This window comes from Rhodococcus sp. NPDC059234 (genome assembly GCF_042754225.1).
Taxonomy (GTDB): Bacteria; Actinomycetota; Actinomycetes; order Mycobacteriales; family Mycobacteriaceae; genus Rhodococcus_G.
This window is the reverse complement of the sequence record NZ_JBHZAH010000024.1, coordinates 41,039-54,016: the sequence shown is the minus strand read 5'-3', so window position 1 is coordinate 54,016 and position 12,978 is coordinate 41,039. Positions and strand designations below refer to the sequence as shown.

13 protein-coding genes are annotated in these 12,978 nt (G+C 70.9%); 6 read left to right on the top strand and 7 right to left on the bottom strand.

Annotated elements, in window-relative coordinates; genetic code table 11:
- Nucleotides 1-34 precede the first annotated feature (34 nt).
- Nucleotides 35-1,426 carry a PLP-dependent aminotransferase family protein gene (locus tag ACFXGJ_RS08120; protein ID WP_378617836.1) on the bottom strand — a complete coding sequence of 464 codons (1,392 nt, stop codon included), beginning with the start codon at nt 1,424-1,426 and terminating at the stop codon, nt 35-37.
- Nucleotides 1,427-1,475: 49 nt separating this feature from the next.
- Between ACFXGJ_RS08120 and ACFXGJ_RS08115 the strand changes: the two genes are divergently transcribed.
- A complete protein-coding gene (locus ACFXGJ_RS08115) occupies nt 1,476-1,934 on the top strand; it encodes a carboxymuconolactone decarboxylase family protein (protein ID WP_378617835.1) in 459 nt (152 codons plus the stop codon).
- Nucleotides 1,935-2,006: 72 nt separating this feature from the next.
- Here the strand turns inward: ACFXGJ_RS08115 and ACFXGJ_RS08110 are convergent, their stop codons facing one another.
- Together ACFXGJ_RS08110 and ACFXGJ_RS08105 are read right to left on the bottom strand one after the other, a co-directional pair.
- Nucleotides 2,007-2,720 carry a FadR/GntR family transcriptional regulator gene (locus tag ACFXGJ_RS08110; RefSeq protein WP_378617834.1) on the bottom strand — a complete coding sequence of 238 codons (714 nt, stop codon included), beginning with the start codon at nt 2,718-2,720 and terminating at the stop codon, nt 2,007-2,009.
- A gap of 25 nt (nt 2,721-2,745) precedes the next feature.
- A complete protein-coding gene (locus tag ACFXGJ_RS08105) occupies nt 2,746-4,413 on the bottom strand; it encodes an L-lactate permease (RefSeq protein ID WP_378617833.1) in 1,668 nt (555 codons plus the stop codon).
- Between the two features lie 187 nt (nt 4,414-4,600).
- Here ACFXGJ_RS08105 and ACFXGJ_RS08100 point away from each other — a divergent pair, with 187 nt between their 5' ends.
- The 5 genes from ACFXGJ_RS08100 to ACFXGJ_RS08080 all read left to right on the top strand — a co-directional run bounded on the left by ACFXGJ_RS08100 (nt 4,601) and on the right by ACFXGJ_RS08080 (nt 9,646).
- On the top strand, nt 4,601-5,356 hold the full coding sequence (locus ACFXGJ_RS08100) for a (Fe-S)-binding protein (RefSeq protein WP_378617832.1): 756 nt from the start codon (nt 4,601-4,603) through the stop codon (nt 5,354-5,356).
- Nucleotides 5,353-6,888 carry a LutB/LldF family L-lactate oxidation iron-sulfur protein gene (locus ACFXGJ_RS08095; RefSeq protein WP_378617831.1) on the top strand — a complete coding sequence of 512 codons (1,536 nt, stop codon included), beginning with the start codon at nt 5,353-5,355 and terminating at the stop codon, nt 6,886-6,888. Before ACFXGJ_RS08100 ends, ACFXGJ_RS08095 begins: the two co-directional genes overlap by 4 nt.
- Entirely contained in the window at nt 6,885-7,535 is a 651-nt protein-coding gene (locus tag ACFXGJ_RS08090; protein WP_378617830.1) for a lactate utilization protein C, read from the top strand. The genes ACFXGJ_RS08095 and ACFXGJ_RS08090 overlap by 4 nt, the downstream gene beginning before the upstream one ends.
- A 59-nt stretch (nt 7,536-7,594) precedes the next feature.
- Nucleotides 7,595-7,867 carry a WhiB family transcriptional regulator gene (locus tag ACFXGJ_RS08085; RefSeq protein ID WP_378617829.1) on the top strand — a complete coding sequence of 91 codons (273 nt, stop codon included), beginning with the start codon at nt 7,595-7,597 and terminating at the stop codon, nt 7,865-7,867.
- A 339-nt stretch (nt 7,868-8,206) separates the two neighbouring features.
- Complete coding sequence (locus tag ACFXGJ_RS08080) at nt 8,207-9,646, top strand: alkaline phosphatase PhoX (protein WP_378617828.1); 1,440 nt, start codon at nt 8,207-8,209, stop codon at nt 9,644-9,646.
- 153 nt (nt 9,647-9,799) lie between these two features.
- Here ACFXGJ_RS08080 and ACFXGJ_RS08075 read toward each other — a convergent pair whose 3' ends face one another.
- The 4 genes from ACFXGJ_RS08075 to ACFXGJ_RS08060 are packed head-to-tail and all read right to left on the bottom strand — an operon-like array spanning nt 9,800 to nt 12,750.
- Entirely contained in the window at nt 9,800-10,714 is a 915-nt protein-coding gene (locus ACFXGJ_RS08075) for a DUF5926 family protein (protein WP_378617827.1), read from the bottom strand.
- A gap of 24 nt (nt 10,715-10,738) precedes the next feature.
- Nucleotides 10,739-11,497 (bottom strand): glycerophosphodiester phosphodiesterase, encoded by a 759-nt coding sequence (locus ACFXGJ_RS08070; RefSeq protein WP_378617826.1) that lies wholly within the window; start codon nt 11,495-11,497, stop codon nt 10,739-10,741.
- Complete coding sequence (locus ACFXGJ_RS08065) at nt 11,494-12,405, bottom strand: DUF4328 domain-containing protein (protein WP_378617825.1); 912 nt, start codon at nt 12,403-12,405, stop codon at nt 11,494-11,496. The genes ACFXGJ_RS08070 and ACFXGJ_RS08065 overlap by 4 nt, the downstream gene beginning before the upstream one ends.
- Nucleotides 12,406-12,750, bottom strand: coding sequence for a rhodanese-like domain-containing protein (locus tag ACFXGJ_RS08060; RefSeq protein ID WP_378617824.1), 345 nt, complete (start codon nt 12,748-12,750; stop codon nt 12,406-12,408).
- Nucleotides 12,751-12,978 lie beyond the last annotated feature (228 nt).

Sequence of the window (12,978 nt, the reverse complement as noted above, 5' to 3'; positions counted from 1 at the left end):
GATAATGAATACACTCACTCCGTAACCACACAAATTATCGTAAACGCTTCAACACCCGGCACAGTGCGTCGAGCGCGCCGGCGAACGCGTGCTCGGGCGGGGTCCCGTAGCCGACCACCACCCCCTCGCGCCGTGCGTCCGCGGTGTCGGGGTGACGGAACGCCGACAGTGCGCCGAGCGCGAGGCCCTCCTCGGCGGCCGCAGCCAGGGCCCGCCGCTCGGTCCCCGGCGGCACCTCGACGACGGCGTGCAGCCCCGCCGCGATCCCGGATATCCGCACGTGCGGTGCCCGCTCGGCGAGGGTCGTCACCAATTGATCTCGGCGCCTGCGGTATCGCGTCCGCATCAGCCGGATCTGGCGGTCGTAGCCGCCGCGGGCCACGAAGTCGGCGAGCGTCAGCTGGTCCGGCCCGCTCACCCATCGCTCCCACACGCCCTTGGCGGCGAGCACCGGGTCGACGAGCCGGTCGGGCAGCACCATCCAGCCCAGCCGCAGTGCCGGGGACAGGCTCTTGCTCACCGACCCGAGGTACGCGACCCGGTCGGGGTCGAGGTCCTGCATCGCACCGACGGGCTGCCGGTCGTAGCGGAACTCTCCGTCGTAGTCGTCCTCGAGGATGGTCCCGCCGGTGTCGCGCGCCCAATCCACCACCGCCGCACGGCGTTCCGGATGCAGCGGACCCCCGATGGGGAACTGGTGAGCGGGCGTGAGCAGTGCACCGGCGACGGCGACCGAGGCGAGCTCGGCGACCCCCGCGCCGTTCTCGTCGACGGGTAGCGGCACGGTGCGCACGCCCGCCGCGGCGAGCTGGTCCCGGTGCACGTGCAGGCCGTACGACTCGACCGCTATCGGCCCGCCGAGCACCGGTCCGAGCAGCGAGATCGCATGTGCGGTGCCCGCGCAGACCACGATGCGGTCCGGGTCGGCGCGGACGCCGCGTGCCCGGGACAGATAGTCCGCCAACGCGTTTCGCAGCTCCGGACGGCCTCGCGGGTCCCCCGGACCGAAGGCGTCGCTCGGCGCCTCGGTCAACGAGCGGCGGGCGGAGGCGAGCCAGGCGGCGCGGGGGAAGGACGCGGCGTCCGGGGACCCGGGCATCAGGTTGTGGAGGGGCCGCGGCGGCGGGTTCGGCCTCGTCGACAGCCCGACCGTCGTGGCCGCGGCGCGCGCCGCCACCCGGGTTCCGGAACCCTGCCGCGCGGTGAGCCATCCCTCGGCGACCAGCTCCGCATAGGCGTCGGCCACCGTGTTGCGGGCGACCCCGAGGTCCGCGGCCAGCGTTCGGGACGGCGGCAGGAGCACCCCGGGGGCGAGCCGGCCGGTGCGCACGTCCTCGCGGAGCGCGGCCGTCAGTGCCGCGCGCACCCCGGACCTGCCGCGAAGGTCCAGGTGCAGATCCAGTCCGAGATTGGCCCACGATGTCACTGCTCGATTGAACCATTTGCAGGGACCATTTACGTCCTACGGTTGCACCATGACGACAACCGAGACCGCACGACGTGTCAACCTCTTCGAAGCCGCCCCCGAGGTCTACAAGGCGATGGTCGCCCTCGACGCCGCCGCGAGGAAGGGCCTCGACCCCGTTCTCGTCGAACTCGTGCTCACCCGCGCCTCGCAGATCAACCACTGCGCCTTCTGCCTCGACATGCACACCCGCGACGCCCGCGCGGCCGGCGTCAGCGAACAGAAGCTCTACCTGCTCAGCGCATGGGAGGAGGCGACCGGGCTGTACTCGGATCGCGAACGCGCGGCCCTGGCGCTGACCGAGGCCGTCACGGTGCTGACCGACGGCTTCGTCCCCGACGAGGTGTACGACCGGGCGGCCGAGCACTTCGGCGACCAGGAGCTGGCACAGCTCATCAGCGTCATCTTCACGATCAACGCCTGGAACCGGATCGCGGTGAGCACCCGCCGCGTCCCGCCCGTCCGCTGAGGGCCCGGGTCCGGCGCGGTGGCGGAGGTGTCACTCCCCGACCGCGCCGGGCGGCCGACCCCAGTCGGCGCGTCAGCCCCTGAGGCCCTCGTAGTAGCCCCGGATGTGGTCGAGGATCCGTCGCTCGGCCAGCGCGGGATCACCCGCGACGACGGCCTCGACCAGCCCGCGGTGCTCGTGCCGCAGCCGGGTGCACGTGCTCGGCCAGCTCGCGACGTCCACCCCTCCGATCACGTACGACTCGATGGACTCGCGAAGTCCCGCCATCATCGCCGCCACCACCTGATTGCCCGCCGCGTCGGCCATCGCGACGTGGAACTGCGCGTCGAGGACCAGGAACTCGTCGGCGGACAGGGCGCCCTCGTCCATCGAGTCCAGCAGCTCGAGCGCCAGATGCAGGTCCGGCGCCGGGCTGCGGACGGCGAGGGTGCGCATCACCTCCGACTCGAGCACCATTCGGGTCTGCACCACGTCGGACACCGGGAACCCTTGCGCGGCAACCTGCATCCGCATCAGCATCGCCATGCCACCGGTCGGGCGGGCGACGATCATCGCGCCCGCGTTCGGGCCGGACCCCGTCTGCGCCTTCAACAGTCCCAGCGCCTCCATGACCCGCAGGGCCTCGCGCACCGAGGACCGTCCGACCCCCAGGTCCCCGGCGAGCACTCGCTCGCCGGGCAGTCGCTGGCCGGGCCGGACCTCGCCCGAGACCAGCATCTGCTCGAGCCGGCTCAGCACCTGCTCCCACGCGCGGGGGCCGGACTGCGACGACGACTCTTCAGACATGGCACGAGAGCCTATAGTCGCCCGCTCACGGCAGCATCCAGCCCAGCACCGGCGTGGACTGCAGGTAGACCAGGGTGCACAGGATCAGCAGCATGCCGAGGCTGTAGCCGATCACCTTGCGCAGCAGGATCGACTCGCTGCCCGCCAGCCCGACCGCCGTCGCCGCAATGGTCAGGTTCTGCGGGCTGACCAGCTTGCCGACCACACCACCGGAGGTGTTGGCCGCGACCAGCAGCGTGGGATCGATGCCCGCGGTCTGTCCGGCGGTCTGCTGCAGCTTCGCGAACAGCGCGTTCGCGGAGGTGTCCGAACCGGTGACCGCCGTCCCGAGCCAGCCGAGGATCGGGGAGAAGAACGCGAAGATCGCGCCCGTGCCGGCCAGCCAGGTGCCGATCGCCACGGTCTGGCCGGACTGGTTCATCACGTAGCTCAGGCCGAGCACGGTCGCGACGGTGGCGATGGACAACCGCATCTTCACCAGCGTGCGCCCGAAGGTGAGCGCCGCGAGACGACCGCTCATCGAGAACCGGCCACCGCTGGTCCAGGTCGCGTACACGAGGGTGACGACGATGCCGCAGATGAGCAGCAGGGTGCCGGGGTTGGAGAGCCAGGAGAACGTGTACACCGCGCTCGACGACGGGGTCCCGGTGCCGGTGAGCAGGTTGCCGTACAGCCCGGGCCACTGCACCTTGCGGTCGGTACCGGAGAGCCACGCGGGCAGGTCGAACCCGACGGTCCACAGCTTGGCGACGCCGAACACCACGATGACCAGCAGGTACGGGAACAACGCCAGGAACACCCGGCCCGCGCCGAGCTCCTCCGGCTCGACCTGTGAACGCTGCTCGTCCGGAGTGGTCGGCGCCCAGACGCGGAGCATGAGCACGGCGGCGGCGAGGCCGGCCAGCGAGGCGACCACGTCGGTGAGCTCGTAGGAGAAGTGGCTCGAGCACCAGAACTGGGTGAACGCGAAAACGACGCCGGTGACCAGGGCGATCGGCCAGACCTGCCGGAACCCGCGGCGCCCGTCGACCAGGAACAGCAGCAGCAGCGGCACGAACAGGGCGAGCACCGGCGTCTGCCTACCGACGACGGCGGCGATCTCGGTCGCCGGGATTCCCGTCAGGCTGCCCGCGGTGGTGATCGGAATTGCCATGGCGCCGAACGCAACCGGTGCGGTGTTGGCGACGAGCACGGTGACGGCGGCGCGCACGGGCGGCATGCCGAGCGCGATGAGCATGGCGCCCGTGATCGCGACGGGCGCGCCGAACCCGGCGAGCGCCTCGAGCATGCCGCCGAAGCAGAACGCGATGAGCATCGCCTGCACCCGCATGTCGCCGCGGCCGATCGAGTTGAACACCCGGCGCAGGTCCTCGAAGCGGCCGCTGACCACGGTCAGCTCGTAGAACCAGATGGCGGTGACCACGATCCACATCACCGGGAACAGGCCGAACGCGATGCCCTGGGCGGCCGACAGAGCGGCGAGCGTGACCGGCATGGCGAACCCGACGGTCGCAACCACCACCGCGACCGCGAGCGCGCCGAGGCCCGCGTACCAGGCCTTGAGTTTGCAGCCCGCGAGCAGGACGAAGAACGTCAACAGCGGGGTGAGGCCGACCAACGCGGAGATCGTCAGGTTGTGCGCGACGGCGTCGGTAGCCGGGGTGAAGGTCACCGCGAGCAGCTCGGTTGCCACATGTAACTCCTGTGATTGCGCCGCTGGTCGCGGCGGTCTGGACGACCTGTGTGTGGTCAGACCACAGCAAGGTACACCATGACCGGGGTCACAATCGAGACCTGACCCGAGATCCGGGCGGATCTTGCGAAATCGCGCTGACCGTGGGTTACTGTGGTCAGACCACAACGACGATTGCGGAGACACCATGCGAATCGCGCTGTTCGCCACCTGCCTCGGGGACACGATGTTCCCGGAGGCCGCCAAGGCCACCGCCCTGCTCCTGACCCGGCTCGGCCACGAGGTCGTGTTCCCGCCGGGCCAGACCTGCTGCGGCCAGATGCACGTCAACACCGGCTACCAGCCGGACGCGCTGCCGCTGGTCGCCAACTACGCCGACGAGTTCGGCGACTCCTCCTTCGACGCGATCGTCGCGCCGTCCGGCTCCTGCGTCGGCTCCGTGCGGCACCAGCACGAGATCGTCGCCTCCCGCTACGGCACCCCCGCGCTGTGCGATCGGGTCGAGACGGTCAAGGCAAAGACCTACGAGCTCTCCGAACTGCTCGTCGACGTCCTCGGCGTCACCGACGTCGGCGCCTGGTACCCGCACCGCGTCACCTACCACCCCACCTGCCACTCGCTGCGGATGCTGCGGGTGGGAGACAAGCCGCTGCGGCTGCTGCGAGCGGTCCGCGACATCGACCTCGTCGAACTGCCGGAGGCCGACTCCTGCTGCGGGTTCGGCGGCACCTTCGCGATCAAGAACGCCGAGACCTCCACGGCGATGCTCGCCGACAAGATCCGCAACGTCGTCGACACCGGAGCCGAATCCCTGTGCGCCAGTGACTCGTCCTGCCTCATGCACATCGGCGGCGGCATGTCCCGGCTGCAGACGGGCACCCGGACGGTCCACCTCGCCGAGATCCTGGCGTCCACCGAGTCGACGGTCGGAGCCCGCTCGTGAGCCGCGTCGCCCTGGGCCTGCCCGCCGTCCCGCCGCGCGCGCCCCAGGGGGTCGGGTTCCTGCGCGGGACCGAGACGTTCCCGCGGGCCGCGCACCACGAACTCGCCAACGCCCAGCTGCGCCGCAACATCGGCAAGGCCACGCACACCATCCGCGCCAAGCGGCTCCACGTGACCGGCGAGCTGCCGGACTGGGAACAGTTGCGCGACAGCGGGTCCGCGATCAAGTCCGACGCGATGAACCGGCTGCCCGAGCTGCTCGAACAGCTCGAGGCGGCCGTCACCGCGCGCGGCGGGGTCGTACACTGGGCCGCGGACGCGACCGAGGCCAACGCGATCGTCACCGACCTGATCCGCGCCACCGGGTCCACCGAGGTCATCAAGGTCAAGTCGATGGCAACCCAGGAGATCGAACTCAACGAACACCTCGAGACCCAGGGCATCACCGCCTACGAGACCGACCTCGCCGAGCTGATCGTCCAGCTCGGCCACGACAAGCCCTCGCACATCCTGGTGCCCGCGATCCACCGCAACCGGTCCGAGATCCGCGAGATCTTCCTCCGCGAGATGTCCGGCGTCGACCCGCAGCTCGACGACAACCCCGCCCACCTCGCGGCCGCGGCCCGAAAGTTCCTGCGGCACAAGTTCATGACCGTTCCGGTCGCGGTGTCGGGCGCGAACTTCGGGATCGCCGAGACCGGCACCCTCGGTGTCGTCGAGTCCGAGGGCAACGGCCGCATGTGCCTGACGCTGCCGCAGACGCTGATCACGGTGATGGGTATCGAGAAGGTGCTCCCCCGGTTCGCCGACCTCGAGGTGTTCCTGCAGCTGCTGCCCCGCTCGTCGACCGGCGAGCGGATGAATCCGTACACCTCGATGTGGACGGGCGTCACCCCGGGCGACGGACCGCAGTCGTTCCACCTGGTGCTGCTCGACAACGGCCGCACGGCCGCGCTCGCCGACGAGATCGGCCGGCAGGCGCTGCACTGCATCCGCTGCTCGGCCTGCCTGAACGTGTGCCCGGTGTACGAGCGCACCGGCGGGCACGCCTACGGCTCCACCTATCCCGGGCCGATCGGCGCGGTGCTCACCCCGCAGCTGGCGGGCATGGACGCCCCCGACGACCCCAACGCCACCCTGCCGTTCGCGTCCAGCCTGTGCGGGGCCTGCTTCGACGCGTGCCCGGTCAAGATCGACATCCCGTCCCTGCTGGTCGAACTGCGGCACCAGAAGGTGGAGAAGGCCGGGCTGACGGCGGAGCGGGCGGCGATGAAGGCGGCGTCCGTCGCGATGTCCTCCGCCCGCCGATTCACGCTGGCGCAGAAGGCCGCCGGGCTCGGCCGCCTCGTCGCCGGCCGGAAGGGGAAGATCGAGGTCCTGCCGCCGCCGCTCAACGGGTGGACCGCCGCCCGGGACATCCCGGCGCCGCCGAAGCAGACCTTCCGCCAGTGGTGGGACTCCGAGGAAGGGCGCGCCACGATCGCCACCGCGAGTTCGAACCCACAGCCCGAGAGGCCGGAGGAGGACCGATGAGTGCACGGGAGACGATCCTGGGCCGCATCCGCGACGCCCAGACCCTGGCCCCTCCGGCGCCGCAACCGATTCCGCGTGAGTACCGGACCGGCCGCGACCTGCCCGACGACGAGCGGGTCGAGCTGCTGGTCGACCGGCTCGTCGACTACAAGGCCCACGTGCACCGGTGCTCGGCCGCCGAGCTGCCCGGCACGATCGCGCGGGTCCTGGACGGGATCGGCGCCCGCACCGCGGGAGTTCCTGCCGGACTGAACGATTCGTGGACATCGGTTTTCGGCGGCGACGTCGTCGTGGACTCGTCCGACGTCCCGGCCCCCGAGCTGTCGCGGCTGGACGCGGTGGTGACGGCGTCGACCGTCACCTGCGCGGAGACCGGCACCATCTTCCTCGACGGCGGCGCCGACCAGGGCCGGCGGGCGCTGACCCTGGTCCCGGACACCCACGTGTGCGTGGTGCCGCTGGACACGATCGAGGTGGGGGTGCCCGAGTCGCTGGCCCGGCTGGTCCCGCAGCGGCCGACCACGATGATCAGCGGGCCGTCGGCGACATCCGACATCGAGCTGGAGCGGGTCGAGGGCGTGCACGGCCCCCGCAACCTGCACGTCGTGATCGTCGACCAGGCGGTCGGCGGCGGCCACCTACCCTGACGTCCAACCCGAGAGCGGGGCCCGTGAAAGTCCAGGCACGACAGCCTCGTAGCCTTCCGGTGGCCGAAGCCTGGCGCTGGCAAATGCATGCGCAGTGCCGGTTCTTCGGCAGCGAACTGTTCTTCGCCCCGGACGGTGAGCGACACGGCGCCCGGGTCAGGCGGGAACGCCAGGCCAAACAGGTCTGTATGACGTGTTCTGTGCGGATCGAGTGCCGCGGCTTCGCCTTCGACGGCGCCGAGATGCACGGGGTGTGGGGTGCGATGTCGGAACTGGAGCTTCGTCGTAGCCTCGGGCAGCACTCGCCGGGGCCGACCGAATCGTCCGTGTGATGCGGATTCGGCGGCTCGTGGGCGAGATGACCTGACCGCGTGAGGGCCGGGCGTACACACCTCGGACCTAGCCGGGTCACCAACCCGAGCGGCTTCGATCACGCCGCGGCGAGTTCGTCGAACGGCCTTGAAGTGCAACGCCATACGGGGGTGACGCGAAACCGTCCCCTCGTCGTCCGCGTCGATCAGAGCGGTCGACGAAAAGTTGCATACGAGCACAATTCGGATGAATCGGGAGTTACTTCCCGATTCATCGACAGGCCATCCCGCGGCCATCTGTCGGTGTCGTCACGGACCTACGGTCCTCGCATCCCTGACCACCACATGGAGGTATCGCGCGTGACTTCATCACCGCTCAATCGCCGCACTTTCCTTGGGCGCACTGCCCTCACCGGGCTCGGGATCGGGCTCGCGGGCAGCGTCGACACCCTGTTCCGGCCCGCGCTCGCGTACGCGGCCCCCGGCCAGGCGATCGGTTACGGTCCGCTCGTTCCCGACCCCGACAAGATCCTCTCGCTGCCCGCCGGATTCTCCTACACGGTCGTCTCCCGTTCCGGCGAGACCAAGCTCGACGACGGATCCCCGGTCCCGAGCGATCCCGACGCGATCGGCGTGTTCGCGAACCGCAACGGGTCCACGCTCGTCACCAACCACGAGGTCGGCAGCAACGAACCCTTCGGCGTCCCGGTGGTCGACGGGCTCACCTACGATCCCGGTGCGCGCGGCGGCACCACCACGACCACGATCGGCCCGAACGGGGACCGCCAGGGCCAATACGTCAGCGTGGCAGGCACGGTGAACAACTGCGCGGGCGGCGTCACCCCCTGGGGCACCTGGCTCACCTGCGAGGAAACCGAGGTCCGCGCCGGGTCGAACGGCTTCACCCGCGACCACGGCTACGTCTTCGAGGTCGACCCGGCGAGCCAGGCCGCGAACACCGGGAAGAGCCCGATTCCGCTGAAGTTCCTCGGCCGGTACCCGCACGAGGCGGTCGCGGTCGACCCGAGGTCGAACGCCATCTACCTCACCGAGGACGCGGGCAGCCCCAACGGCCTGTACTACCGCTGGACACCGCCGACGGGCTTCCGTGGGGGTCCGGGTGCGTTGCACGCGCTCGCCCAGTCGCCTGGCGGGGACACCGCCGGCACCCTCCAGGCGATGAAGTGCTTCTCGGGCGGTGTCCACGTGCCGGACCTGGCGCAGGCCAAGGAGCCGGGCATCCGATACACCGTGCAGTGGGTCGACGTCCCCGACCGCGACGCGAAATCCAAGTCGGTGCGCAAGCAGTTCACGAACGACCAGGTGACCCGCAGTCGCAAGCTCGAGGGGCAGTGGTGGGGCGACGGCGGCGTCTACTTCGTCGCCAGCTTCGCCCGGACCAGCGACGGCAGCGTCGCCGAACACGACGGTCAGGTGTGGTTCTACGATCCGGCTACCGAAACCGCCGAGCTGAAGACCCTCTTCGGCGTGAACCCGGACCCGGCCGCCGACACCGGTAACTACGACGGTCCCGACAACATCACCGTCTCGCCGCACGGTGGCGTGATCCTCGCCGAGGACGGCGAGGGAATCAGCCACCTCATCGGGGTGGCGGACAAGGGCGATCCGTTCCCGATCGCCCGAAACGAACTGAACGACAGCGAGTTCTGCGGTCCCGCGTTCAGCGCCGACGGGAAGACGCTGTTCGCGAACATCCAGACGCCGGGACTGACGCTCGCGATCCGGGGGCCGTGGCGGCGCCCGACGAACCTGCCGTTCGGCTCGTCCGCCGGGTCCTGACTTCCTTGGCGCGTGGGGTCGGCATTGGCGATGCCGACGCCAGGCGCGAGGGACCGCATCGCGGATCGCGTTACCGGCGAAGCACTTTGACGCGCTGTGAGTGATTTTCACCCCGGTTGGGGTGAAAATCACTCACAGGCTGCGGAGCCACGGTCAGCGGAGGGTGACCTGGCGTCCGCGCAGTCCGTCGCGGCTGCGCCGCTCGTCGGAGGTCAGCGGCGCGTCGACCGCGAGGGCCTGGACCAGACGCTCGCCGAGCTCGGCGGTCGCGGCCGCCCACTCCTGGGCGTGCTTCTCGGGGTCGAGGTCGAACACCGGCACCAGCAGGCCGTGGGTGCGGAACGAGCCCGCGTAGCGCGACCCCTCCCCCAGGTGCAGACCGCCGGCCGCGTGCACGCGGGCCAGCGCGAGCATCAGCTCGTCCTCGTCCTCGGGACGCACCCAGCGCAGGTGCGCCTTCTCGCCGGCGTCCACCCACCAGGCCGCGACGACGCCCTCCGCGTCGAGTCGCGCGGACGGCATGATCACCGAGTTGGCCTGCTCGACCGTCGCGGCGACCTCCGGCGCGGGCGTGACGCCCTCCGGGATCCACCAGTTGAAGTCCTGGTGCACGGTGATCTCGAGCTGCGCGGACGCGTCGATCACGTCGACGAGCCGGGCGCCGTCGGCGGCCTCGGCGGCCGTCAGCGACTGCCCGGGCTCGGCGGAGACGGCCCAGTTCACGGCGGCGGCGAGGTCGGCGGACAGGTCCGTCGACGGGGCCTGCACCTGCAGGCCGACGAAGCCGGTGGCCGCGTCGGTCTCGGCACGGACCAGCGCCGCGACCGCGCCGGGCAGCACGGTGGCGGCGACCACCGGACGGTCGCCGGCGCCGGTCAGCGGCAGCGGCGCCGTCGCGGACGGGACGAACTCGCGCAGCGCGACGATGTCGCACTCGGCCGCGAGGCCCTCGAACGGCCGGGGCAGCACGGTCGCCGCCGCGGTGTCCTGGGCGGCACGCCGCTCGGCGAGCTTGGCCGCGCGGTTGCTTCCGGGCTTGGGACCACTGTTTCTTTTGCTCTTACCCACGACCGGAAAACCTACACGCACCGACTAGACGGCGAGCCATTCCTTGGTCCGGCCCGGGTGATTGGTGGCGATCCAGCCCACCCCGAGGTCGCGGCACAGCTCCACGTCCGCGCGATCGTCGACCGTCCAGCAGTAGGTGGCCCGACCGGACGCCGCCGCCCGATCCACCACCTCGGGGTGCTCGCGCAGCGTCTTGATCGACGGCCCGACCGCCGTGGCTCCGACCGTCGTCGCCGCGCCGCCGCCGAGGTACCGCGACGACTCGCCGAGCAGCACCGTCGGCAGCAGCGGCGCCGACCGCCGGATCCGCCACACCGCGGTCGCCGAGAACGACATGACGACCGCGCGCGAGTGGTCGGCCGAGGCGGGCGCGGACAGCCCGAAACGCGCCAGCTCGGCGAGCACCTTGCTCTCGACCAGCCCGCCGTAGCGCACCGGGTGCTTGGTCTCGATGAACAGCTTCGTCGGGCGGGCGGTGAAGCCGAGCACCAGCGTGATCAGCTCGGCGAGGGTGAGCACCGGCTCGCCGTTGCCGCCGAAGTCGAGCTCGCTCAGGTGCTGCAGCGTCATCTCGCTGACCACCCCGGACCCGGAGGACGTGCGGTCCACGGTGCGGTCGTGCACGCACACCAGGTGCCCGTCCCTGGTGAGCCGGACGTCGCACTCGAGCCCGTCGGCGCCCTGCTCGAGGGCCAGCTCGTACGCCGCGAGGGTGTGCTCCGGCAGCGCGGCGGACGCGCCGCGGTGCGCGACGACCAGCGGTCCGCGACGGTCGGGGCTCACGGCGCGACCACCCACCTGGTCAGCTCCCGCGGACGACCGGCGAGTCCGAGACCGTCGACGCGGCGCATCACCGCCAGGGTCAGCCCGGCTACGGTCGCCGCGACCAGATCGGTCAGCGCGGCGATCAGCACCGCGTTGGCACGCGCCTGCAGCGAGTCGTGCGAACGCAGCGCCAGGTTCAGCACCAACAGCGCGCCACCGACCACCCACGTCGCCCACCACAACCGAATCAGGTTGCGCGTCTTGGCATCCGACTCGCCCAGTTCCGCGAGGTACAAACCCGGCAGCACCAGGTTCACCACCGGGACGAGGCAGCCGAGGATCAACTCGGCGGGCCGACGGGGGTCGGTTCGCCCGGTGCGCGCGAACGCCGCCGCGCGCGCCCCGACCAGCCAGGACGCGGACGCCGCGGCGGCGCAGACCGCGACGACCGGGGCCATCACCCCGGCCGTGGAGACCAGCGCGTCCGAGACGGCGAGCACGGTCGGCGAGATGAGGCTGGTGCGGTTGCGCACCAGCAGCGCGTACCGGATCAGTTCGGCAAGGGCACCGACCGCGAACAGCACCGCCGTCGCCACGAGCAGGGTGGGCGCGAGTTCGGCGAGCCGTTCGGTCCTGCTGCTCGCCGGTTCACCGTCCGCCTCCGGCGGTGGGTCGAGCAGCCCCCAGCGCGGCATCTCCCGGTAGGACGGCGTGGGCGACGGGCCGGGGGCGCCGCGCCCGGCCGACACGATCCGCCCGCCGGGCCGACGGGCGACCCAGCGGAAGTTCCGGCGCGACCGTGGTTCGGGCCGGGACGGGTCGGTCGGGGACAGCAGCACCCCGTGGCAGCCGGGGCACCATTGGCCGGGCGCGGTGCGCACCGGCCAACTCGCGCCGCACCGGGCACACATCTGCACGGCCGCCATCTAGTAGATCTTCGCCGTCACGCCGGGAGCGGCGGTCAGCGGCAGGCCCGACTGTTGCCAGGCCACCATGCCGCCGCTGACCATCACCGCCTCGAAGCCGATCCGGTTCAGGTACTCGACGACGGTGACCGACCGTCCACCGGACCGGCAGATCACGTACACCTGGGCGTCGATGTCGATCTCGTCGAGCCGGGCCGGCACGTCGACCATCGGGACGTGCCGGGCCCCGGGCGCATGCCCGAGGTCCCACTCGTCGTCCTCACGGATGTCCAGCAGAATCACCGACCCGTCCAGGTCGGCGGGTACGTCCCCGACCGGCACCGACGGCACGTCACCGAAGCTCACGCCTCGATACTGTCACGTTCGCCGCCGACCCGTCACCGGTCGCCGGTCGGCGATCCCCAACCCGCATTCCACAGGCTGGGGAAACTCGGTCCGGGGGTTATCCACAGGCCAGGGCCGGACGAATCCCAGCACTTGTGACGTGGACCACAAGTTGTTCACCGAGTTATCCACAGTATCCACAACGTTGTCCACAGATAGTGCACAACGCTACGTCCACTGCTGTGAGCT

Bases quoted from the DNA above. Each gene is read 5' to 3' on its own strand.
- ACFXGJ_RS08110 (WP_378617834.1), bottom strand. From the start codon at position 2,720: ATGTCTGAAGAGTCGTCGTCGCAGTCCGGCCCCCGCGCGTGGGAGCAG.
- ACFXGJ_RS08090 (WP_378617830.1), top strand. From the start codon at position 6,885: ATGAGTGCACGGGAGACGATCCTGGGCCGCATCCGCGACGCCCAGACC.
- ACFXGJ_RS08065 (WP_378617825.1), bottom strand. From the start codon at position 12,405: ATGGCGGCCGTGCAGATGTGTGCCCGGTGCGGCGCGAGTTGGCCGGTG.
- ACFXGJ_RS08115 (WP_378617835.1), top strand. From the start codon at position 1,476: ATGACGACAACCGAGACCGCACGACGTGTCAACCTCTTCGAAGCCGCC.
- ACFXGJ_RS08100 (WP_378617832.1), top strand. From the start codon at position 4,601: ATGCGAATCGCGCTGTTCGCCACCTGCCTCGGGGACACGATGTTCCCG.